A 22,757-nucleotide genomic window follows, 5' to 3' on the forward strand; every position below is an offset into this window, starting at 1 on the left:
CCGGGACATCGCGCAATACGCAGCCCTGGAACAGCCGGCGCTGCGCCGCGCTTTGCGAATCCCCAGTCCCGATTCCCGAATCACGCCTCCTGAGCGACCAGCTCGGCCAACTGCACCGCATTGAGCGCGGCGCCCTTGCGGATGTTGTCGGCCACCACCCACAGGTTCAGGCCGCGCGGGTGCGAGAAGTCCTCGCGGATGCGGCCGACGAACACCGGATCCTTGCCGGAGGCGTGGGTCACCGGGGTCGGGTAGCCGCCGGCCTTGTGCTCGTCGACCACTTCCACCCCGGGCGCCTGACCCAACAGCGCGCGCGCCTGCTCGACGGTGATCTTGCGCTTGGTCTCGATGTTGACCGCCTCCGAATGGCCGAAGAACACCGGCACGCGCACCGCGGTGGGGTTCACCAGGATGCTGCTGTCCTCGAGGATCTTCTGCGTCTCCCACACCAGCTTCATCTCTTCCTTGGTGTAACCGTTGGGCTGGAAGTCGTCGATGTGCGGGATCAGGTTGAAGGCGATCTGCGCCTGGAACTTCTGCGGCTCGATGTCCTGGAACGCCAGCAGTTGCGCGGTCTGCTTGCCCAGTTCCTCCATGCCCGAGCGGCCGGCGCCGGACACCGACTGGTAGGTGGCCACGTTGATGCGCTCGATGCCGTATTCCTTGTGGATCGGCGCCAGCACCGGCATCAACTGCATGGTCGAGCAGTTGGGGTTGGCGACGATGCCGCGCGGGCGGTTCTTCAGCGCGTGCGGATTGACTTCCGACACCACCAGCGGCACGTCGTCGTCGTAGCGGAAGGTCGAGGAGTTGTCGATCACCACCGCGCCGGCCGCGGCGAACTTCGGCGCGTATTCCTTGGAAATGCCGCCGCCGGCGGAGAACAGCGCGATGTCCACGCCGGTCGGGTCGAAGGTCGCCAGGTCGAGCACGGTGACCTTGTGGCCGTTGAACTCGACCTGGCCGCCGGCCGAGCGCTCGGAGGCCAGCGGGTACAGCGTGGCGATGGGGAAGCCGCGCTCGGCAAGGATGCTCAGCATGGTTTCGCCGACGGCACCGGTGGCGCCGACGACGGCGACGTTGAAACGACGGGTTGCATTGCTCATGGAAGGATTCGATCCGCAGGAAGAAAAAAGGGGAGGAACAGCCGCACTGCCGCTTGGATTCGGGGAACCTGCCGTGCGCGCCGCGCACAGGGCCGCAGGCTCCCTATCGTTTTTTGTCCGCGATCGCCCGCGCGCCGCCCGCCGCGGCGATCGCGTCCAGGTTCAGCGCATTGGGCGGGCGCCCGGCATCGGCGCCGATGCCCAGCGCGGCGAGCAGGTTGTCTACCGCCAATGACACCATCGCGCGGCGCGTGGCCACGCTGGCGCTGCCGATGTGCGGGGTCAGCACCACGTTGCGCAGCGCCAGCAGTTCCGGACGGATCGCCGGCTCGCCTTCGAACACGTCCAGCCCGGCCGCGGCCAGGCGGCCGTTGGCCAGCGCGTCGGCCAATGCGACCTCATCGACCAGGCCGCCACGGGCGATGTTCACCAGCGTCGCGGTCGGCTGCATCTTCGCCAGCGCGGCGGCATCGATGACATGGTGCGATTGCGCGCTGTACGGCAGCACCAGCAGCAGGTGGTCGGCGCGCGCCAGCAGCGCGTCGAAACCGACGTACTCGGCGCGATGCGCATGCTCAACGTCGGCCGGCAGGCGGCTGCGGTTGTGGTACAGCACGCACATCGAGAAGCCGGCGGCGCGGCGCGCGATGGCCTGGCCGATACGGCCCATGCCGAGGATGCCGAGGGTGCTGCCGTGGACATCGGCGCCGAGCATCGTCTGGAACGACCACTGCTGCCACTGCCCCGCGCGCAGCCAGCGCTCGGCCTCGCCGACGCGGCGCGCGGCGGCCATCAGCAGGGCGAAACCGAGATCGGCGGTGGTCTCGGTGAGCACGTCGGGGGTGTTGGTGGCGACGATGCCGGCCGCACTGAGCGCGTCCAGGTCCAGATTGTTGTAGCCGACGCCGACGTTGGCGATGGCGCGCAGCCGCGGCGCGCCGGCGATCTCGGCGGCGCCGATGCGTTCGTTGAGGGTGACCAGGGCGCCTTCCAGCGGCGCCAGCGCCTTCGCCAGGTCCTGCGGCGAATAACGGGTCACGTCCGCCGTGGTGGTCAGCGCGCAATGCGCGCCCAGCCGTGCGACGACGTCGTCGAACAGCGGTTGGCTGACCCACACCCGCGGCCGCGACTCAGCCATCGCCACCGCCAGGGATGCGCGGCGTCACCGTGCCGACGTCGCCGCACTGCGCGCGGTGGCGCAGCGCCTGGTCCATCAGCACCAGCGCCATCATCGCCTCGGCGATCGGGGTGGCGCGGATGCCGACGCAGGGGTCGTGGCGGCCGGTGGTGATCACGTCCACCGCCTGCCCGTCCACGTCCACCGTGGCGCCGGGCAGGCGCAGACTGGAAGTGGGCTTGAACGCGACCGAGACGACGATGGGCTGGCCGGTGGCGATGCCGCCGAGCACGCCGCCGGCGTGGTTGGACTGGAAGCCGTCCGGCGCGATCAGGTCGCGGTGGTCGGTGCCCTTCTGGGTGACCGCGGCGAAGCCGTCGCCGATCTCCACGCCCTTGACCGCGTTGATGCTCATCATCGCCGCGGCCAGTTCGCCGTCGAGCTTGCCGTAGATGGGCTCGCCCCAGCCCGCCGGCACGCCATCGGCGACCACGGTGACCCGCGCGCCGATCGAATCGCCGGACTTGCGCAGCGCATCCATGTACGCCTCCAGCTCCGCTACCTGCGGCGCATGCGGCCAGAAGAACGCGTTGTCCTCCACCGCCTCCCAGGCGAAGCCCTGCGGCAGCAGCGGCCCGAGTTGCGACAGGTAGCCGCGCACGCGCACACCGTAGCGCTGCGCCAGCCACTTCTTGGCGATCACGCCGGCGGCCACGCGCATGGTGGTCTCGCGCGCGGACGAGCGCCCGCCGCCGCGCGGATCGCGGATGCCGTACTTCTGCCAGTAGCTGTAGTCGGCATGGCCCGGACGGAACTGCCGGGCGATGTCGGTGTAGTCCTTGCTGCGCTGGTCGGTGTTGCGGATCAGCAGGCCGATCGGGGTGCCGGTGGTGCGGCCCTCGTAGACCCCGGACAGGATCTCGATCTCGTCGGCCTCGCGCCGCGCCGAGGTATGCCGGCTCTTGCCGGTGGCGCGGCGCTGCAAATCGTGGGCGAATTCGCTGGCGTCCAGTTCCAGGCCCGGCGGGCAGCCATCGACCACGCAGCCGATCGCCGGCCCGTGCGATTCGCCGAAGGTGGTGACGGTCAGCAGTGTGCCGAAACTGTTCGCGCTCATGTCGCTTGCGTCACCGGTCCGCGGCCAGCGCGGCGATGCGCTCTTGGTGTGCGAGCAGTTCGCTGCGCTCCACCGCGAAGATGCCCATCTGCCCGACCTTGAACTCGACCCAGGCGAAATCCACTTCCGGCAGCAGCTGCGCCAGCGCGCGTTCGGACTCGCCGACCTCGCAGATCAGCAGGCCGTCCTCGCTCAGGTGCGCCGGCGCGTCGCGCAGGATCTTCAGCGCCAGGTCCAGGCCGTCGTCGCCCGCGCGCAGGCCCAGCTCCGGCTCGTGCGCGTATTCGGGCGGCAGCGCGTCGGTCTCGGCATGGGTGACGTAGGGCGGATTGGTCACGATCAGTTCGTAGCGGCGTCCGCCCAGCCCGGCGAACAGGTCGGACTTGACCAGTTCGACGTTGTCGGCCAGCAGCCGCTCCTTGTTCTCCGCGGCCAGGCTCAGCGCGTCGTCGCTGATGTCGACCGCATCCACCCGCCAGTTCGGGTTGTAGTGGGCCATGGCGATGGCGATGCAGCCCGAACCGGTGCACAGGTCCAGCGCGCGCTCGACCGGGCGGCCAGCCAGCCACGGCTCGAAGCCGGCCTCGATCAGCTCGGCGATCGGCGAGCGCGGCACCAGCGCGCGCGCATCGCTCTTGAAGCTGAGCCCGGCGAACCAGGCCTCGCCGGTGAGATAGGCGGCGGGGATGCGCTCGGCGATGCGGCGCTCGAACAGCGCCAGCACCTGCGCCTTCTCCGGTGTGGTGACCCGCGCGCTGCCGTAGGCCGGGCCGAGGTCGTGCGGCAGGTGCAGCGCGTGCAGCACCAGCTGCGTGGCCTCGTCCAGGGCGTTGTCGTAGCTGTGGCCGAAGCTCAACCCGGCGGCGTTGAAACGGCTGGTGCCGTAGCGGATCAGGTCGATGATCGTGTGGAGTTCGGCGGCCGCGTCGGCAGTCATGGCAACAGGCAAGGCAATGTGGCCCCCGATTATAGAGGCCCGGCCGCTATGATGAGCGTTCGTTGCATGGGAAATCAGTATGTTCAACCGCACCTTCGGCATCGTCCTGGTGGTTGCCCTGGCCGCCGGCCTGGGGCTGCTGCTGGCCCAGAAGTACTTCGGCGGCAGCGCCGCCCCGGCCTGGCCGGAGACCCGCACGGTGCGCATGTACCCGCAGCCGCGCCCCCTGCCCGACTTCCACCTGCGCCAGACCGACGGCACGCCGCTGGTGCCGGGCGAGCTCAAGGGCCACTGGACCCTGGTGTTCCTGGGCTTCACCGCCTGCCCGGACGTGTGCCCGACCACCCTGGCCGACCTGGCGCGCGCGCAGAAGCAATGGCAGACGCTGCCGGACACGCTGCGCCCGCGCGTGCTGTTCGTCTCGGTCGACCCGCAGCGCGACACCCTGCCGCGGCTGGGCGAGTACGCCCACGCCTTCCACAAGGACACCATCGCCGCCACCGCCGACGTGCCCGAGCTGGAGCGCTTCGCCACCGCGCTGGGCTTCGTGTTCCAGAAGGTGCCGGGCAAGCACTACGCCGAGAACCCGAACGACTACAGCATGGACCACTCCGCCGCGATCGCGGTGCTCGACCCGCAGGGCCGCCAGGCCGGGCTGATCCGCCCGCCGTTCGATGCCGCCGCGATCGCCGCCGACCTGCAGGCACTGACCAAGGCCACCGCCCCATGAGCCTGACCACCCGCCTGACCTACGTGCTGCCGCACCGGCTGCTGTCCTCGCTGGCACGGCGCCTGGCGTACTCGTCGCGGCCCGGCCTGAAGCAGTGGCTGATCGACACGGTGGTGCGCCGCTTCGGCGTGGACCTGAGCGAAGCCGCGCAACCGGATGCGCGCGCCTACCCGACCTTCAATGCCTTCTTCACCCGTGCGCTGAAGCCCGGCGCACGCGTCGCCGATCCCGATCCGCAGGCGCTGCTGATGCCGGCCGATGGCCGTATCAGCCAGCTCGGCCGGATCGAGGACGGGCGCATCTTCCAGGCCAAGGGGCAGTCGTTCACCGCCGCCGAACTGCTCGGCGGCGACACCGCAGCGGCGCCGTTCGCCAACGGCCTGTACGCCACGGTGTACCTGTCGCCGCGCGACTACCACCGCGTGCACATGCCCTGGACCGGCACCCTGCGCGAAACCGTGCACGTGCCCGGCCGGCTGTTCAGCGTCGGCACCGACGCGGTGCGCAACGTGCCGCGCCTGTTCGCGCGCAACGAGCGCCTGGTCTGCCATTTCGACACCGACTTCGGCCCGATGGTCTCGGTGATGGTCGGCGCGCTGCTGGTGTCCGGCGTGGAAACGGTGTGGAGCGGCGTGGAGATCCCGCGCTACGCCGACCGCATCACCCGCAAGGATTGGCGCGGCCAGGGCATCACCGTGCAGCGGTTCGAGGAGATGGCGCGTTTCAACTACGGCTCGACGGTGATCGTGCTGCTGCCGCCCGGCGTGGCCGCGTTCGATCCAGCGCTGAAGGCGGAATCGCCGGTGCGGCTGGGGCAGGCGCTGGCGCGATTGGTGCGCTGAGACGTACAGGGCCGCGCTGCGGCCCCTTGTGGGGTGTGTTTTGTGGGAGGGACTTCAGTCCCGACGCATGGACGGTGACGGGCCACAGGCTCTCAATGGATGGCAGAAACGCCATCCGTCCGACACTGCGGCTGCCGCACCCTCATCCGGCGCTGCGCGCCACCTTCTCCCAGTGGGAGAAGGAATGGGATCGCGCCTGGGTCTTGCAGGCGGTGGTGAAGCACAGTCCCCCACTGTGGGAGGGACTTCAGTCCCGATGCATTGATGGCGCCGGGCCGCAGGCTCTCACTGGATGGCCGAAACGCCATCCATCCGACACTGCGGCCGCCGTACCCTCATCCGGCGCTGCGCGCCACCTTCTCCCGAAAAGGGGGCCATGGTCCCGAGGGGAGAAGGAACCGGCCTACTTCTCGCAGCCCACCAGCTTCAGCGATTGCCCCGGCTTCAGCGCATAGCCCGGCGCGCGCAGGCCGTTGGCCTTGGCCAGTTCCTTCAGATCGCAGTCGTGACGGTCGGCGATCCGGCCCAGGGTGTCGCCCTTGGCCACGCGGTAGTTGCGCACCTGCTTCTGCTTGGGCTTGGCAGGCGCGGGACGGCCGGTGGCCACCGTGGTCGGCACGCCGGCGACCGGGCTGACGTCGCCCACCGCCACGTTGCCGGTGAGGTCGGCGGCCGGCGCCGGGCTGCTGCTGCGCACCGCGGCGGTGACATCGGCGGTGATCAGCGCGCGCGCCAGGTCGGCGCGCGGACCGCTGACGCAATAGCGGTTGTACAGGCCGACGATCTTGGTGTTGGCGTTGATGGTCACCCCGGCCGGGATCCAGCCGTCCGGCTCGTAGCGCGGATTGAGGTTGCGCAGCGCGCGCATGTAGCCGTCGCGGGTGCCGTCGCTGCCCAGGCAGATGGTCAGTTCGTAGATGGTGGTGGACTTGGCCAGGCGCAGCGTGGCCGGCTGCGCATTGATCTTGGGGAAGGCCACGCCGTACTGCTGCGGGTGCAGGAAGATCCACGCCGCGGCGATCACCATCGGCACGTAGTCCTTGGTCTCGGCCGGGAACTGGTTGTACACCGACGCGTCCCAGAAGCTGCGGCCCTGCATCTGGTTGAACACGCGCGCAGCGCGACCTTCGCCGCCGTTGTAGCCGGCGAGGGCCAGTTCCACGCTGCGGTTGAGTTCGGCCATGCGCTCGTTGATGTAGACCGCGCTGGCCTCGGCGGCGCTGCGCGCGTCGTAGCGGGTATCGAAGCCGGTGCCGTCCGGGCCCAGGCCGAAGCGGCGCCCGGTGGCCGGCATGAACTGCATCAGCCCGGCGGCGCCGACCCGCGAATTGGCGTGCACGCGGCCGTTGGACTCCTTGGCGATGATGCCGAACAGCAGCGCTTCCGGCAGGCCGCGCTTCTCCCACTCCGGCCACATGATCGCGCGCAGGTTCTGGTAGTTCTCGTAGCTGCTCATCAGCGACGGGCGCATGTCGGTGAGCCAGCGGCGGATGCCGGCCTGCACCGCCGGGTTGTACTCCACCATCGAATCGAAGGCGTGGCGCTTGTCGTTGAGCAGGCGCGCCGCGCGCGCCGCTTCCGGCACGTCGGCGGCGAGCGGGCTGATGTGGTCGGGGTCGGCCTGCAGCGGCGCGGAGTCGTCGTCGGTGGCATCGGCATCGCTGGCCTGGCCCTGCGCGTCGGCCTTGGCCTTCAGCAGGCGCTTGTACGCGCCCAGATAGGTACCGACCTCGCAGCCGCGCTGCTTGATGCAGGCCTGGATCACGTCCTCGATGTCCTCCAGCGCGGCGTCGCTTTCCTGGGTGCCCTTGGGGTCGCTGTTGCCGACCAGCACCAGGGCGTCGTTGTAGCGCTTCTCGGCGGCGGCCAGGCGCTGGTCGAGGACGGCGATGGCGGCCTGGTCGCGGGCGGACACGCGGGCTTGGGCGGCAGGAGCGGTGCAGGTCAGCGCCACGGCAGCCGCGACGGGCCACGCGTGGGAGAAGCGGAACGGAAGGGGCATGGTGGGACGCGGCGACGGAAAGGCCGCAGGGTAGCCCCCGCCGTCGCATCGCGGCAAGGTCGCCGCGGCCACGGCCGGGCCCGCGGCGGGCCAAGGTTCATCGCCGGCGGCCATCCCGCGCCGCAACATGGCGTCGCATACGCCAGCCGCTGCGACGCTGTTTCAGATGCACCGCGCCCAGGCGGCACCAGCGAACGGCCAAACCATGCAAAGGCGGCCTCGCAGTCGGCGCCGCCTCTGCAGGGCAGCGCGGCGCGCCCCGCGACACCCTGCGCGCGTTCGGCCAGGCCGCAGACGCTCTAGAATCCCGGCATCTCATTGCGGACCCCGATATGGACCCGATCCTGCTAGGCAAAGGCGTGACCGACGACATCGCGGTGCTGCTGCAACCGCGCCTGGGCAATCGCCATGGCCTGGTCGCCGGCGCCACCGGTACCGGCAAGACCGTGACCCTGATGACCCTGGCCGAAGGCTTTTCGCGCATCGGCGTGCCGGTGTTCCTGGCCGACGTCAAGGGCGACGTGGCCGGCCTGGCGATGCCCGGCGACGGCAGCGAGAAGGTGCTGCAGCGCGCCCGGGAGATCGGCGTGGCCGACTACGCCCCGGCCGCCAATCCGGTGGTGTTCTGGGACCTGTACGGCCAGCTCGGCCACCCGGTACGCACCACCGTCAGCGAGATGGGCCCCACCCTGCTGGCCCGCGTGCTGGAACTCAACGACACCCAGGCCGGCGTGCTCGACATCGTGTTCAAGCTGGCCGACGACCGCGGCCTGCTGCTGCTCGACCTGGACGACCTGCGCGCGCTGCTGGCGCTGGTGGTGGAAGAGCGCAAGGACATCTCCACCGAATACGGCCTGGTCAGCGCGCAGTCGGTGGCCGCGATCCAGCGCGCGCTGCTGCGCCTGGCGCAGGACGGCGGCGAGGGCTTCTTCGGCGAACCGGCGCTGGACCTAGCCGAGCTCATGCGGGTGGATCACGACGGCCGCGGCGTGATCGGCATCCTCGCCGCCGCGCAACTGGTGCTCAAGCCGCGGCTGTACTCGACGTTCCTGCTGTGGCTACTGTCGGAACTGTTCGAACGGCTGCCGGAAGTGGGCGACCTGGACAAGCCCAAGCTGGTGTTCGTGTTCGACGAAGCGCACCTGCTGTTCGACGATGCGCCGCCGGCGCTGGTGCAGCGCATCGAGCAGGTGGTGCGGCTGATCCGCTCCAAGGGCGTGGGCGTGTACTTCTGCTCGCAGTTCCCGGACGACGTGCCCGACAGCATCCTCGGCCAGCTCGGCAATCGCGTGCAGCACGCGCTGCGCGCCTATACGCCACGCGACCAGAAGGCGGTGCGCACCGCCGCCGAAACCTTCGTGGCCAATCCCAAGCTGGACGTGGCCAAGGCCATCTCGCAACTCGGCACCGGCGAGGCACTGGTGTCCACGCTGCAGGACAAGGGCGTGCCGTCACCGGTGCAGCAGACCCTGATCGCGCCGCCGCGCTGCCGCATGGGCGCGATCACCGAGGCCGAGCGCACGCAGGTGCGCGCCGGCAGCCCGGTCGGCACGCGCTACGACACCCCGGTCAATCGCGAATCGGCGGCGGAACTGCTGGCGCGCCGCGTCGAGCAGAGCGCCGACCGCAGCGCCGCGCCGCCGGCGCGCACCCGCGAACAGGACGAGGCGCAGGACAGCGGCTTCGGCCAGGCAGTCAAGGACGCGGTATTCGGCACCAAGCGCCGCCAGGGCATGCTGGAGGCGATGGCCAAGCAGACCTCGCGCACCATCGGCAACCGCATCGGCCAGCAGATCGTCCGCGGCATCTTCGGCAGCATCTTCGGCGGCAAGCGCTGAGCGCGGCGCGCGTGATATGCGCGCCGCGGCGTCCAGGTCACGGGAATCCCGTCAGAACGGCTTCAGCGCATCTGCAAAGCGCGCTTTGCCGCGGCCAGCGCGTATGTCATCGCACTCGTAGGAGCGGCTTTAGCCGCGACCGGGCTTTCCCGGTAATGCCGGTCGCGGCTGAAGCCGCTCCTACGGCATCCGCGTCATCCCGCAGCGCCAGCGCTATCCCAACAGCCCGTGCAGCTTGGCGTACTGCAGCAGCATGATGGTCTTCGCGTCGGCGATCTCGCCGGTGTCGATCATCGCCAGCGCCGCATCAAGCGCCAGCTCCAGCACCTCGATCTCCTCGCCCTCGGCAGCCACGCCGCCGCCGGCGCCGACCTTGTCGCGGTCGACGTATTCGCCCACGAAGAAGTACAGCCGTTCGGTCACCGAGCCCGGACTCATGTACGCCTCGAACACCTTGCGCACGTTCTCGATCCGGTAGCCGGTCTCTTCTTCGGTTTCCTTGCGGATGCAGGTCTCCGGATCGTGGCGATCGAGCAGGCCGGCGCAGGCTTCGATCAGCATGCCGTCGGGGTTGCCGTTGAGCAGGGTCGGCAAGCGGAACTGGCGGGTCAGCATCACCGTGCCCTTCGCACGGCTGTACAGCAGGATGGTCGCGCCGTTGCCGCGGTCGTAGGCCTCGCGCGTGAGCGCCTGCCAGCTGCCGTCGTGGCGCTGGAAATCGAAACTGACCTTCCGCAACACGTACCAGTTGTCCGACAGCACTTCGATATTGGTGACGCGCACGCGCGGATTTTCGGAAACGAAAGAAGGGTCCAAGCGAAACTCCTTAAGGGAAGGCAAGGCGGCAGGCACGATGCCCGACACGCGCACTCGCCGCGTGGCCATGCAGTGTAGCCAGCGCACGCGGCGCCGCTGCGTCAGGGGTGGCGGCTTGGCGCACAGACCACGCTCAGCCGCGCCACAACCCGCCATGGCGACCGCACGGCCGCCAAGGCCAGCGCCGATTGCGCGCGTCGCGGCCGACCCGCACAATCGTCGCACTTCGTAGACAGGGGGCGTCATGGAAGACCGTCGTCGCGCCGGCGCAAGCCGCGCACACCGCAGCACACCCGAACCGTTCTGGGCGCGCACCCGCGCCATCGCGCTGTATCCGCTGCGTGGCGGCGCCCTGTACGCGCTGATCGCACTGACCCTGTGCAGCCTGCTGGGAATGCTGCCCGGCATCGGCTGGATCCTGGGCATCGTCACCACCCTGGCGATCTACAAGTACGCCTTCGAGATCCTGCGGCACACCGCCGACGGCTATCTGGACGCGCCGGAACGCGGCTTCGACGTCGGCGACGGCGTGGTCGTGCGGCTGCTGGCGCTGGTGATCGTGCTCGGCGTGGCGGTGTTCGCCGCGCTGCTGCTGACCGGGCCGGTCGGCGGCCTGCTGATGCTGCTGGCGGTGGTATTGCTGCAGCCGGGCTTCCTGATTTCCCTGGCGATGGACGGCAGCCTGCGCCGCGCGCTGAACCCGGCCGTGTCGATCGGCCTGGCGCTGCGCATCGGCTGGCCGTACCTGGCCGCGTTCGGCCTGCTGTTCGTGATCCAGGCCAGCGCGCTGGGCGCCGCCACCTGGCTGCAGCGCGCCCTGCCGCCGCTGGTCGCGGACCTGGCGGTCACCGTGGTGACGATCTGGGGCCTGTTCGCGGCCTTCCACCTGATGGGCTACCTGGTCTACCAGTATCACGCCGTGCTGGGCTACGAACCGGCCGCCGATGCGGCCAACGCCTTCGCCCGCCACGACCCGGACCAGCGCGTGCTCGACGAGGCCGAACACCTGGTGCGCGACGGCCACACCGACGACGCGCTGCAGGTGCTGCGCAGCGAAGTGCGCACCCGCGCGGTGAGCCTGGGCGTGCACGAGCTGTACCAGCGCCTGCTGCGCGGCAGTGCGCGCCACGACGAGCGCCGCGAGCACACCCGCCAGTACATGCACCGGCTGCTGCAGGAAAAGCAGGAACGGCGTGCGCTCGCGCTGCAGCGCGAGGCACTAGATGCCGATGTCGACTTCGTGCCGCTGCTGCCGGAACAGGCCACGCTGCTGGCCGAACGCGCGCAACTGGCGGGCCAGTTCCGGCTCGCCGCCGACGGCCTGCAGGCCGCGCTGCGCGCTTGGCCGAACGCGCCGGAACGCAGCACCTGGTCGCTGCAGGCCGCCTTGCTGCTGGGCGAGCGCTTCGGCGAGGACGCGCAGGCGCGTCGTCTGCTGGAGGACGCGCTGACCCGTTGCGACGACGATGTGCAGCGCGGCAAGCTGCAGGCGGCGCTGCGCGCGGTGAAGATCGCGCCGGTCTAGCGCGCGTCCTTGCGGGACGTGGCATGCGCCCCGCACGCGCCAGGCAGCGCGCTCAGACGTTGGCGAGCAGGAATCGCGCCTTGTCCGCCTGCGGCAGGTCCGGATAGCGGACGATCAACGCCTCCAGCACGCGCCGCCACTCCGTCGTGGCCTGGCGTTCGCCATGGCCCAGCGCGAGCCGGAACCAGGCCTGCGCCTGCTGCTCGCGCGGCGAGACCGCGTCCTGCGCCAGCAGCGCCTCCACCTCGGCCAGCAGGCCCAGCGCCATCCAGCGCGCGAGCAACGCGGTGCGCGTCGGTGCGTCGAGGTCGCCGGCCGCTTCCAGCACGCCTGCCTGCTGCCGCGCCTCCTGCACGGACGGCGCCGCCAGGCGCAACAGCGCCAGCGCCCGCAGCCGCGCCGTCGCGGCCTGGCCGGCGTTGGCCGCCACGCGGTAGCGCGCCAGCGCCACATCGAAGCGCTGTGGCGCTTCGGCGGCCAGCGCGTCCAGCAGCGCGCCAGCCTGGACGTGTTCCATCCGCCCCAGATGCGCCTGCGCACGCGCCCAGCGGTCGTCGGCCGCTGGGCCACCATCGTCGCGCAGGAACGCCTCGCGGGTCTGACCAGTCGCCACCAGCACCGCGCCGAGCAGCGCGCCGACCACCAGGCCGCCGGCATGCGCGTCGAAACCGATGCCGGCATCGCCGTTGAACAGCAGGTTGTACAGCTCCCAGCCCAGCCACAGCGGCAGCAGTGCGATGGCCGGCGCGCGCACGTAGTCGAACAGCACCGCCACCCAGTAGAAGAAGCGCACCGGGCGCCGTCCCCACACCACGCAGAACGCGCCCATCAACGCGGCGATGGCGCCGGAGGCGCCGAGGCCGGCTCCTGCCTCGCCCCAGCGCCACCACAGGCTCACCGCGCTCGCGCCGAACGCACCGAGCAGATACACCGCCAGGAACCGCCAGCCGCCGATCGCGCCTTCCAGCAAGGTGCCCAGCGCCAGCAGGAACAGCATGTTGCCGATCAGGTGCAGGGCGTCGGCATGCAGAAAGGCCGCCGTGAGCATGCGTGCCGGCGCCCATTCGGAACTGCGCTGCACATGGCGCAGGGTGAACACGCGCTGCAGCAGCGCGTCGTAGCGCGCGCGCAGCGGCGCCCAGGCCTGTTGCGCGTCGGCATCCGCGAACGCCGTGCCACTGCGCAGGGCCTGCAGGAAGCGCACGTCGTGCAAGGTGGCGGCGCCGACGAAGGCCGGTCGCTCCGCCGCCGGCACCTGCTGCAGCCGTGCCAGCGCCTCGCGCTGGCCGCTGCGCTGCAGATAGCGCGCATAGGCCGGCGCTTCCAGCGCGCCGAGTCCGGAATCCAGATAATCGCGCTGCGCCTGCCGTAGCGGCGCACCGTCGTGGCGCTGCCAGCCGACGTAGACCACGACGTTGAGCAGGATCAGCAGCAGCGTGACCAGCGGAAAATTGTCCCGCGACAGCGGCTTGTGCAGCGGCAGGATCAGCATCGAACGACGTCCATGTGCGGGGCCGCGCCAGCTTCGGCCATCGCCTGCGGGTGCGCAAGCCGCAGGCACGCGCTAGCATCGCCACCCCGCTCCACCGCAGTCGCACCGATGAGCCGCTGGCGTCCCCCTGCCGAGAAAAGCACCGCCCTGATCACCCCGGAAGGCCATGCCCGGCTCAAGGCCGAGCTGGAGGAGCTATGGCGGGTGCGCCGCCCCGAGGTGGTCAAGGCCCTGGCCGCGGCCGCGGCCGAGGGCGACCGCTCGGAGAACGCCGAGTACACCTACCGCAAGAAGCAACTCGGCGAGATCGACCGCCGCGTGCGCTACCTGAGCAAGCGCCTGGAAGCGCTGCGCGTGGTCGCCGAGGCGCCGTCCGACCCGCAGGCGGTGTTCTTCGGTGCGCAGATCGAACTGGAGGATGCCGACAGCGGCGAACTGCGCCGCTACCGCATCGTCGGCCCCGACGAGACGGACGCGGCGCGCGGCTGGATCAGCATCGATTCGCCGCTGGCGCGGGCCTTGCTGAAGAAGCGCGTCGACGACGAAGTGGAAGCGCAGTTGCCCGGCGGCCGCCACAGCTTCGTGGTGGTGGCGGTGGACTACGCTGCGCCGTAAGCGCGCGGCGCCGTGGCGCCACCACCCGAGACTTCAAAGCATCCGCAGATCCAGCGGCCTTGCCGGCGACGCCTGCGCCGGCAACGCATCGCCGAACAGGTCGTGCTCGTCGCTGTCGGTGATCTCCACCTGCACCAGGTCGCCCGGCTTCAGCCCCAGCTCGCCGCCGTTCTGGATATGCACCAGGCCATCGATCTCCGGCGCATCGGCCTTGGAGCGCGCCACCGCGATGCCGTCTTCCAGCAGGTCGACCAGGCACTCCTGCAGGCTGCCGATCTTGGCCTCCAGCCGCGCGGCGGAAATTGCCGCCTGCCGCTCCATGAAGCGCGCCAGCCGCTCCTGCTTGAGTTCCTCCGGCACCGGATCCGGCAGCGCGTTGGCGCTGGCGCCATCCACCGGCGAATAGGCGAAGGCGCCGACGCGATCGAGCTGCGCGGCGTCGAGGAACTCCAGCAACTGCTCGAACTCGGCGTCGGTCTCGCCGGGGAAACCGACGATGAAGGTCGAGCGCAGGGTGATCTCCGGGCACAGCGCGCGCCAGCGCTGCACACGTTCCAGCGTGCGTTCGACCGCGCCGGGCCGCTTCATCAGCTTGAGTATGCGCGGGCTGGCATGCTGGAACGGGATGTCCAGGTACGGCAGCAGCTTGCCCTCGGCCATCAGCGGGATCACGTCGTCCACGTGCGGGTACGGATACACGTAGTGCAGGCGCGCCCACGCCCCCAGTTCCGACAGGCCCTCGCACAGCGCCTTCATCCGCGTCTGGTAGGCGCGGCCACGCCACTCGCGCTCGGCGTACTTCAGGTCCACGCCGTAGGCCGAAGTGTCCTGCGACACCACCAGCAACTCGCGCACCCCGCCCTTGACCAGGCGTTCGGCCTCGCGCAGCACCTCGTCGACCGGGCGCGACACCAGGTCGCCGCGCATCGACGGGATGATGCAGAAGCTGCAGCGGTGATTGCAGCCTTCGGAGATCTTCAGATAAGCGTAATGCCGCGGGGTCAGTTTGACCCCGATGTCGTCCTCGCTGCTGCCACGGCCGCGCGGCAGCAAATCCACGAACGGATCGTGGCGCGGCGGCAGCGCCGCATGCACCGCTTCCATCACGCTCTGGTAGTCCTGCGGGCCAGACACCGCCAGCACGTCCGGATAGGCCGCACGGATCTGCTCCGAGCGCTTGCCCAGGCAACCGGTGACGATGACCTTGCCGTTCTCGGCCATGGCCTCGCCGATCGCCTCCATCGACTCGGCCACCGCCGAATCGATGAAACCGCAGGTATTGACCACCACCACGTCGGCCGCGTCGTAGCTGGGCACGATCGCATAGCCCTCCACGCGCAGCTGGGTGAGGATGCGTTCGGAATCGACAAGGGCCTTCGGGCAGCCGAGGCTGACGAAGCCGACTTTGGGGGTCGCAAGAGACATTGGGGCCGGGGTCCGGGGGCCTGGGAGAAAAACAGCGCGCGAAGTATACCGGGCCGTGGCCGCCGGCGCGGCCGAGGCCCGGTGTGCGCCCGCTCACCCCGGCTTAGCCCGGGCGATGGATAATCGGCCGCTTCCCCCACCCCACAGGACGCCGCTCATGGGCCACTGGACCACACTCGACACCGCTCACGGCCAGGTTTCCGCCTGGCACGCCCTGCCCGAAGGCACGCCGCGCGGCGGCCTGGTCGTCATCCAGGAGATCTTCGGGGTGACCGACTACATCCGCCAGGTCGCCGACCGCTACGCCGCGCACGGCTACGAAGTGCTGGCGCCTGCGCTGTTCGATCCGGTCGAGAAGGACGCGCAACTGGCGTACGACCAGGACGGCGTGCGCAAGGGCCTGGAACTGGTCGGTGCGCTCGGCTTCGACCGCGCCCTGGACATCGTGCAGGCGGCCGCGCAGGCGCTGGCGCCGGCCGGCAAGGTCGGCACCTTGGGCTACTGCTGGGGCGGCAGCGTCGCGCTGCTGGCGGCGCTGCGCCTGGGCCTGCCCTCGGTGAGCTACTACGGCGGCCGCAACACCCAGTTCCTGGACGAGACGCCGAAGGCGCCGGTGCTGTTCCACTTCGGCGCGCAGGACGGCAGCATCCCGGCCGAATCGATCCAGCAGCACCGCGAGAAGCTGCCGCAGATGCAGACCTTCGTGTATCCGGCCGGGCACGGCTTCGACCGCCACGTCGACCCGAACCACTACGACGCCGACAGCGCCGAGCTCGCCCGCGAACGCAGCCTGGCGTTCCTCGCCGAGCACCTGGGCTGAGCCGCGGCATGGCCGAGTTCGTCCTGGACCCGCGGCTGCAGGCCGACAGCGCGTTCGTCGCCGACGGGCCGCTGTCGCAGGTGCGGCTGATGGACGACGCACGCTTCCCCTGGCTGCTGCTGGTGCCGCGGGTGGCCGCGGCCAGCGAGTGGATCGACCTGGACGGCGGCCAGCAGCGCCTGCTGCTGGCCGAGATCAACCAACTCTCGCAACTGCTGCGCCAGGAACCGGGCGTGCACAAGCTCAACATCGGCGCGCTGGGCAACGTGGTGCAGCAACTGCACGTGCACGTGCTGGGACGGCATCCCGGCGATGCCGCCTGGCCCGGCCCGGTGTGGGGCAGCGGCACGGCACAGCGGCTGCCGGCCGAGGAACTGCAGGCGCGTGTTGCGGCATGGCGCCAGCGGCTACGATAGGCGCCCTTTTTGCGGAAGCCGCGCCTCCATGAAATCCAATGTGATCGCCGCCATCGTGCTGATCGTGATCGGCCTGGTGTTCCTGGCCAACAACCTGGGCTGGACCAACCTGAGCCTGGGCCGGCTGATCGCCACCTGGTGGCCGGCGATCCTGGTCGCGGTCGGCGTCGGCATGTTGTTCGGCCGCGGCAAGTAGGTGGGGCCGGGATTGGGGATTGGGGAGTGGGGATTCGCCAAGGCGCCCCACTCCCAATTGCTCCGTAGCGCGAGCGGCTTTCGGAGCGGCTGCGCGCTCAGCGGCGGACGTTGACCACGCGGGTGCCGGCGATCAGGTCGTGCAGGCAGCGCTTGTCCTGGCGGAAGATGAACAGCGCGTCCACCAGGGCGTAGATGCCGCCCACGATCGGCACCAGCGAGATCGCCTGGGTCGGCAGATAGCGCAGCGCGATCAGGCGCCAGAACGGCGGCTGCCCACCCTCCAGGTCGGCGATGCGGATCCACAGCAGCTTCTTGCCCCAGGTCTGCCCGCTCTTGGCCAGCGGGTAGCCCTGCACCAGCAGGAAGATCAGCATGCCCAGCACGCCGTAGCCGAGGGTGGTCAGGAACGACACCTGCACGCCGCTGCGCGCGGCCTCCATGACCTTGCCGAAGTAGCCGGTCAGCGCCGCCACCGGCAGGAACGTCGCCAGCGAGATCACGCCATCGATCAGCGCCGCGCCGAGGCGCTCGCCGCGGCCGGCGAGGACCTCGCCGTCGGCGGCGCCGGGCAGCGCGGGCGGCAACGCCGCGTCGGGGGCCTGGTAGGGATTGGGGTCGTTCATTGCGCGCTCCTTGTGCTGTCGGAAAACGTGGTTGGAAAGGTCAGGTCTTGGGCAGGGTCACGCCGGTCTGGCCCTGGTACTTGCCGCCGCGATCCTTGTAGCTGGTCTCGCAGACGTCGTCGGCATCGGACTGGAAGAACAGCATCTGCGCCACGCCTTCGTTGGCGTAGATGCGCGCCGGCAGCGGCGTGGTGTTGCTGAATTCCAAGGTCACGTGCCCTTCCCACTCCGGTTCCAGCGGGGTGACGTTGACGATGATGCCGCAGCGCGCATAGGTGCTCTTGCCCAGGCACACCACCAGGGTGTCGCGCGGGATGCGGAAGAATTCCACCGTGCGCGCCAGCGCGAAGCTGTTGGGCGGGATGATGCACTCGTCGGCCTCGATGTCGACGAAGCTCTTGGGGTCGAAGTGCTTGGGATCGACGATGGTCGAGTTGATGTTGGTGAACACCTTGAACTCGCGCGAGCAGCGCACGTCGTAGCCGTAGCTGGAGGTGCCGTAACTGACGATACGCTGGCCGTCGACCTGCTTGACCTGGCCCGGTTCGTAGGGCGCGATCATGCCGTGCTGTTCGGACATGCGGCGGATCCAGCGGTCGCTCTTGATGCTCATGGGGCTTCCTGATGCGGTGGCGGCAGGCCGCAGCCTGCTCGCCGGGACGCGGCCGGCGAACGGGGCCGGCCGTAATGACCGGCGATTCTAGCCGGTCGCGGGGCGTTCGCGGCAGGCGCCGCGCGCCGCTCAGCGCAATGCCGCGGAGATCGGGATGGCGGCGCGCGGGCGCTTGCGCAGTTCCTCGGTCAGGCGCTGCGCGGTGGCCAGGTAAGCCTGCGCCGCGGCCGACTCCGGCGCCGCGGCCACCAGCGGGGTGCCGGCGTCGCCCTGCTCGCGGATCGCGATCGCCAGCGGCAGCGAACCCAGCAGCGGCACGCCGTACTGCTGTGCCATGCGCTGGCCGCCGCCCTCGCCGAACAGGTGCTCGACATGGCCGCAGTGGCTGCAGGTGTGCACCGCCATGTTCTCGACGATGCCCAGCACCGGCACCTCGACCTTCTCGAACATCTTCAGCGCCTTCTTCGCATCCAGCGTGGCGATGTCCTGCGGGGTGGTGACGATCACCGCGCCGGCCACCGGGATCTTCTGCGCCAGGGTCAGCTGGATGTCGCCGGTGCCGGGCGGCAGGTCGATCAGCAGGTAGTCCAGGTCGTCCCACAGGGTGTCGGCGAACAGTTGGGTGAGCGCCGAGGTCGCCATCGGCCCGCGCCAGATCATCGGCGTGTCCTGGTCCACCAGCAGCCCGATCGACATCGCCTCGATGCCGAAGGCACGCATCGGCTCGATGCTCTTGTCGTCCGGGCTGTCCGGGCGCCCGCTCAGGCCGAGCATGGCCGGCACGCTGGGGCCGTAGACGTCGGCATCCAGCACGCCGACGCGCGCGCCCTGGCGCTGCAGGGCCAGCGCCAGGTTCACCGCGGTGGTGGACTTGCCCACCCCACCCTTGCCGGAACCGACGGCGATGACGTTGCGGATGCGGGGATGCGGGGCGAGCTTGGGCTGGACGGCATGGGCAGGGAGACGCGGGCGTTCGTTCATCGGAAACTCAATAGAGAAGCGTCGGCAGCGCACGCGAGGCGGGCGCGGGACGAAAAGGACACATGGACCGCGAACGGGGCCGCGAACCGCGGCAGCGTCGCGGGCCGCACAGACACATGACTATACAAGTGTGCCGGTGCAGGGTCCCGCACCGCGGGCGACGCGAGCGCTGGCGACTTTGCGCAAATCGCGCCCGGCGTCGGCGGCAACCTGCCTTTCTCCTCTCGGCGGCCCTCGCCATGGTCACCCGCGACATGGACGCCAGGATCGAGGCGCACCACGCCGCTGACGGGACAGCCCGCAGTCCCACGCCCCACGATGGAGAAACGTACTCACCGAAATGGTGCGCCGGCGCCTGTGCCGCGCCGGCGGGCGGTCGCTCCAGCCCAGTTGGCGTAAGCCTTCCAACGCCTGGCCACCGCCGACGCCACATCATTCAGAAACCTGTACCAGCAACGCCCCGTAATGGTGCAAAGCAGCGCGAAATTTGTCTACGCGGGCGCCAGGACCCGGCGTTTGCCGACGTTTCCTGCCCGATCGCCGCACTTTTCGCTTGTAGACGAAAAAAGTGACAGCCACGTACAAACGGCGTTAAGTCCGTGTTACGTTTGGGTTGGTCGCAGGATGCGACCCCACTTTCAAGGCACATGTCGCGGCACGAGGCCCCTCGCCTTATCGATTGATTTTCGGGGATAGAGAAAGATGACTGCTCGTCATACTCGTAGTTTCAAGCACAGCCACCTGAGTGCCGCGCTGGCCTCCGCCATGCTTGTTCCGGCCGCGTTCGCCGCCTTCGCGCAGGACGCCACGACCGATGACAAGACCGACAAGGCGACGAATCTCGACAAGATCACCGTCACCGGCTCGCTGATTCCGCAGACCGAGATCGAGACCGCCACCCCGGTCACCACGATCAACGCCGAAGAGATCAAGGCGCGCGGCTTCAGCACCGTCGCCGACGTGCTGCAGAAGAGCTCGTTCGCCACCGGTGGCGTGCAGGGCGGGCAGAGCTCGGGCACCTTCACCCAGGGCGCGAAGACGGTGAGCCTGTTCGGCCTGCCGCCGGGCTACGTGAAGTACCTGATCGACGGCCGTCCGATGTCGAACTATCCGGCGCTGTACAACGGCAGCGACACGTTCAACAACATCAGCGGCATTCCGATCGACCTGGTCGACCGCATCGAAATCCTGCCGGGCGGCCAGTCGTCGCTGTACGGCTCCGACGCGATCGCCGGCGTGATCAACGTCATCCTCAAGAAGAAGATGGACGGCGCGGTGTTCAGCATCCGCGGCGGCGGCTATTCCGAGGGCGGCGGCAGCAACTTCCGCACCACTTTCGCCGACGGCTGGACCTCGGCCGACGGCCGCACCAGCGTGCTGGGCGGCGTGCAGTACGAAGAGAAGGATCCGATCTGGGCCTACCAGCGCGACCTGACCAAGCAGTTCAACACCCAGGGCTACAACGCCCAGCTGCCGAGCCGCGACTTCCTGGTCTACAGCCCGTTCACCAGCTACAAGTTCCTCGACCCGAACAACTGCAACAACGTGTCCGGCCTGTTCGGCGGCACCATCGCCAAGCAGCAGCGTCCGGGCTTCGGCGACACCTACTACTGCGGCTCCAAGTACACCCCGGGCTACCGCACCCTGGACAGCGGCACCAAGTCGCTGCAGGCCTATATCCACGGCACCCATGACCTGAACGACAACGTGCAGCTGTACGGCGACGTGCTCTACAGCCACGACGAGGTCAAGTTCAACTCCGGCTCCAGCTACATCTGGTGGGGCACCGCCGCCGACTTCGGTTACTACTACGATCCGAAAGTCGGCGACCTGCTGAACCTGCAGCGCTCGTTCGCCCCGGAAGAAATGGGCGTCAACGGCATCAAGGACACGATGAGCCGCAACAAGAGCGACTCGGTGCGTGTGACCTTCGGCGCCCAGGGCCAGCTCGGCCAGTCGAGCTGGGACTACGATGCCGGCGTCACCTACACCCAGTACAAGCTGGAGGAGCGCCAGCTGGTCCGCTACAAGAACGCGATCGACCAGTTCTTCGTGAACCGCGTGCTGGGCCCGCAGCAGGGCCTGGATCCGCTGTACGGCGCCTATCCGGTGTATTCGCCGAACTATGCGGCGTTCTACTCGCCGATCAGCCAGGCGGACTTCGCCAGCTTCACCGGCCAGGCCACCAACAAGAGCAAGACCTCCGACGGCATGCTTCGCGTGCAGGCGACCAACGCCAAGCTGTTCAGCCTGCCCGGCGGCGACGCCGGCCTGGCCGTGGTCGGCGAGTACGGCAAGCAGAAGTGGGACTACGATCCGGATCCGGTGATCCTCAATGGCGAAGTCTGGGGCCTGACCTCGGTGGCCGGCGGCGGCCAGCGCGACCGCTACGCGCTGACCTCGGAACTGCGCATGCCGGTCTTCGATCCGCTGACCATCACCCTGGCCGGTCGCTACGATGCGTTCAAGGCCAGCGGCCGCACCATCGACAAGCCGACCTACAGCATCTCGCTGGAGTACCGTCCGTTCGAGACCCTGCTGCTGCGCGGCAAGTACGGCACCGCGTTCCGCGCGCCGACCCTGTCCGATCTGTACCAGGGCCAGAGCGGCTACTACAGCAGCGTCGTCGACTACTACCAGTGCGCGCAGCGCGGCTATCTGCCGGGCAATACCGATAACTGCCCGCAGGCGTACTCGAGCCGTCAGTTCCGCGGCACGCAGTCGGGCAGCCTGGACCTGAAGCCGATCAACGCCGATGTGTGGAGCGCGGGCTTCGTGTGGTCGCCGGTCGACCGCATGGCGCTGACCGTCGACTACCTCAACTGGGACATCAGCGATGAGGTCACCCAGCAGAGCGCCGACGGCCTGAGCCTGCAGGACTACCGCTGCCGTGCCGGCATCGACGATGCCGCCTCGGCACTGTGCCAGGCCACGTTCGCCCAGGTCACTCGCAATGCGGCCGGCCAGATCACCAACATCTACACGCCGAAGATCAACGTCTCCAACCAGAAGCTGGAAGCGGTCACCGCCTCGTTCCGCTATGGCTACGACTTCGGCCGCTGGGGCGACCTGAGCACCATCGCCAGCTACAGCGAGAACCTGCGCCACAAGTACGTGCGCTACACGGGCGACACGCCGGTCGACCTGCTGAACGATCCGTACTGGAGCACCGATCCGAAGCGCAAGGCCGACGCCTCGCTGACCTGGGACATCGGCAAGTTCTCGACCACCTGGTACGCGAGCTGGTTCGACAAGACCCCGAACTACGCGGCGACCGTCGCCCCGGCTGGCTATGCCTCTCCGCGCGCCGGCAAGCTGCCGTCGCACATCACCCACAACGCCAGCGTCACCTACAAGGCGTTCGAGGGCATGGAGCTGTCGCTGATGATGACCAACGTGTTCAACAAGATGCCGCCGCTGGACAAGTCCTACCCGGGCAGTGCGCAGTGGGCGTACAACGACTACAACTTCGATGCGTACGGCCGTGCCTACTACCTGGAAATGCGTTACTCGTTCGGCAAGTAAGCCGACGCGCAGGTAATCA

At 69.3% G+C, this 22,757-nt stretch carries 20 protein-coding genes; 9 read left to right on the forward strand and 11 right to left on the reverse strand.

Features of this window, described 5'->3' with window-relative positions; translation table 11 throughout:
* Positions 1-80: 80 nt before the first annotated feature.
* From GGR64_RS02315 to prmB, 4 genes are all read right to left on the reverse strand, one after another.
* The gene (locus GGR64_RS02315) at positions 81-1,106 is read right to left on the reverse strand and encodes an aspartate-semialdehyde dehydrogenase (RefSeq protein ID WP_184643706.1); all 1,026 of its coding nucleotides are present in this window, start codon (positions 1,104-1,106) and stop codon (positions 81-83) included.
* 103 nt (positions 1,107-1,209) lie between these two features.
* Entirely contained in the window at positions 1,210-2,244 is a 1,035-nt protein-coding gene (locus tag GGR64_RS02320; protein WP_184643708.1) for a D-glycerate dehydrogenase, read from the reverse strand.
* Entirely contained in the window at positions 2,237-3,340 is a 1,104-nt protein-coding gene (aroC, locus tag GGR64_RS02325; RefSeq protein WP_184643710.1) for a chorismate synthase, read from the reverse strand. The genes GGR64_RS02320 and aroC overlap by 8 nt, the downstream gene beginning before the upstream one ends.
* A 10-nt stretch (positions 3,341-3,350) precedes the next feature.
* Complete coding sequence (prmB, locus tag GGR64_RS02330; RefSeq protein ID WP_184643712.1) at positions 3,351-4,277, reverse strand: 50S ribosomal protein L3 N(5)-glutamine methyltransferase; 927 nt, start codon at positions 4,275-4,277, stop codon at positions 3,351-3,353.
* Positions 4,278-4,356: 79 nt separating this feature from the next.
* On the opposite strand from prmB, the gene GGR64_RS02335 reads away from it, so the two are divergent.
* Together GGR64_RS02335 and asd are read left to right on the forward strand one after the other, a co-directional pair.
* Positions 4,357-5,007 (forward strand): SCO family protein, encoded by a 651-nt coding sequence (locus tag GGR64_RS02335; protein WP_160970555.1) that lies wholly within the window; start codon positions 4,357-4,359, stop codon positions 5,005-5,007.
* Positions 5,004-5,849 (forward strand): archaetidylserine decarboxylase, encoded by an 846-nt coding sequence (gene asd / locus GGR64_RS02340; RefSeq protein WP_184643714.1) that lies wholly within the window; start codon positions 5,004-5,006, stop codon positions 5,847-5,849. Before GGR64_RS02335 ends, asd begins: the two co-directional genes overlap by 4 nt.
* Positions 5,850-6,252: 403 nt before the next feature.
* Here the strand turns inward: asd and GGR64_RS02345 are convergent, their stop codons facing one another.
* Entirely contained in the window at positions 6,253-7,851 is a 1,599-nt protein-coding gene (locus GGR64_RS02345; RefSeq protein ID WP_160970557.1) for a transglycosylase SLT domain-containing protein, read from the reverse strand.
* Between the two features lie 317 nt (positions 7,852-8,168).
* Between GGR64_RS02345 and GGR64_RS02350 the strand changes: the two genes are divergently transcribed.
* Complete coding sequence (locus GGR64_RS02350; RefSeq protein ID WP_326520301.1) at positions 8,169-9,689, forward strand: helicase HerA-like domain-containing protein; 1,521 nt, start codon at positions 8,169-8,171, stop codon at positions 9,687-9,689.
* A gap of 213 nt (positions 9,690-9,902) precedes the next feature.
* Here GGR64_RS02350 and nudK read toward each other — a convergent pair whose 3' ends face one another.
* The gene (gene nudK, locus GGR64_RS02355) at positions 9,903-10,505 is read right to left on the reverse strand and encodes a GDP-mannose pyrophosphatase NudK (RefSeq protein WP_184643718.1); all 603 of its coding nucleotides are present in this window, start codon (positions 10,503-10,505) and stop codon (positions 9,903-9,905) included.
* A 244-nt stretch (positions 10,506-10,749) separates the two neighbouring features.
* Between nudK and GGR64_RS02360 the strand changes: the two genes are divergently transcribed.
* Positions 10,750-12,030 carry a hypothetical protein gene (locus GGR64_RS02360; protein ID WP_184643720.1) on the forward strand — a complete coding sequence of 427 codons (1,281 nt, stop codon included), beginning with the start codon at positions 10,750-10,752 and terminating at the stop codon, positions 12,028-12,030.
* A gap of 52 nt (positions 12,031-12,082) precedes the next feature.
* Here the strand turns inward: GGR64_RS02360 and GGR64_RS02365 are convergent, their stop codons facing one another.
* Positions 12,083-13,522 carry a rhomboid family intramembrane serine protease gene (locus GGR64_RS02365; RefSeq protein WP_184643722.1) on the reverse strand — a complete coding sequence of 480 codons (1,440 nt, stop codon included), beginning with the start codon at positions 13,520-13,522 and terminating at the stop codon, positions 12,083-12,085.
* Positions 13,523-13,630: 108 nt separating this feature from the next.
* On the opposite strand from GGR64_RS02365, the gene greB reads away from it, so the two are divergent.
* Positions 13,631-14,137 carry a transcription elongation factor GreB gene (greB, locus tag GGR64_RS02370; RefSeq protein ID WP_184449288.1) on the forward strand — a complete coding sequence of 169 codons (507 nt, stop codon included), beginning with the start codon at positions 13,631-13,633 and terminating at the stop codon, positions 14,135-14,137.
* A 33-nt stretch (positions 14,138-14,170) separates the two neighbouring features.
* On the opposite strand, the gene rimO is transcribed toward greB, so the two are convergent.
* The gene (gene rimO / locus GGR64_RS02375) at positions 14,171-15,562 is read right to left on the reverse strand and encodes a 30S ribosomal protein S12 methylthiotransferase RimO (RefSeq protein ID WP_184643724.1); all 1,392 of its coding nucleotides are present in this window, start codon (positions 15,560-15,562) and stop codon (positions 14,171-14,173) included.
* A 157-nt stretch (positions 15,563-15,719) separates the two neighbouring features.
* Between rimO and GGR64_RS02380 the strand changes: the two genes are divergently transcribed.
* The 3 genes from GGR64_RS02380 to GGR64_RS02390 are packed head-to-tail and all read left to right on the forward strand — an operon-like array spanning position 15,720 to position 16,994.
* Positions 15,720-16,382 carry a dienelactone hydrolase family protein gene (locus GGR64_RS02380; RefSeq protein WP_184643726.1) on the forward strand — a complete coding sequence of 221 codons (663 nt, stop codon included), beginning with the start codon at positions 15,720-15,722 and terminating at the stop codon, positions 16,380-16,382.
* A gap of 8 nt (positions 16,383-16,390) precedes the next feature.
* Entirely contained in the window at positions 16,391-16,798 is a 408-nt protein-coding gene (locus GGR64_RS02385) for an HIT family protein (RefSeq protein WP_184449283.1), read from the forward strand.
* 28 nt (positions 16,799-16,826) lie between these two features.
* On the forward strand, positions 16,827-16,994 hold the full coding sequence (locus GGR64_RS02390) for a DUF5668 domain-containing protein (RefSeq protein ID WP_003467495.1): 168 nt from the start codon (positions 16,827-16,829) through the stop codon (positions 16,992-16,994).
* Positions 16,995-17,091: 97 nt separating this feature from the next.
* Here the strand turns inward: GGR64_RS02390 and GGR64_RS02395 are convergent, their stop codons facing one another.
* The 3 genes from GGR64_RS02395 to apbC form a co-directional block, all read right to left on the reverse strand.
* Complete coding sequence (locus tag GGR64_RS02395; RefSeq protein ID WP_160968361.1) at positions 17,092-17,619, reverse strand: RDD family protein; 528 nt, start codon at positions 17,617-17,619, stop codon at positions 17,092-17,094.
* 40 nt (positions 17,620-17,659) lie between these two features.
* Positions 17,660-18,232: a dCTP deaminase gene (gene dcd, locus GGR64_RS02400; RefSeq protein ID WP_010340509.1), complete on the reverse strand. Its 573-nt coding sequence runs from the start codon at positions 18,230-18,232 to the stop codon at positions 17,660-17,662.
* 129 nt (positions 18,233-18,361) lie between these two features.
* Complete coding sequence (gene apbC / locus GGR64_RS02405; protein WP_184643728.1) at positions 18,362-19,213, reverse strand: iron-sulfur cluster carrier protein ApbC; 852 nt, start codon at positions 19,211-19,213, stop codon at positions 18,362-18,364.
* A gap of 765 nt (positions 19,214-19,978) precedes the next feature.
* On the opposite strand from apbC, the gene GGR64_RS02410 reads away from it, so the two are divergent.
* Positions 19,979-22,738 carry a TonB-dependent receptor gene (locus tag GGR64_RS02410; RefSeq protein ID WP_160968381.1) on the forward strand — a complete coding sequence of 920 codons (2,760 nt, stop codon included), beginning with the start codon at positions 19,979-19,981 and terminating at the stop codon, positions 22,736-22,738.
* The last annotated feature ends 19 nt before the right edge of the window (positions 22,739-22,757 follow it).

This window comes from Xanthomonas sp. 3307, assembly GCF_014199735.1.
In the GTDB taxonomy this organism is placed as follows: domain Bacteria; phylum Pseudomonadota; class Gammaproteobacteria; order Xanthomonadales; family Xanthomonadaceae; genus Xanthomonas_A; species Xanthomonas_A rydalmerensis.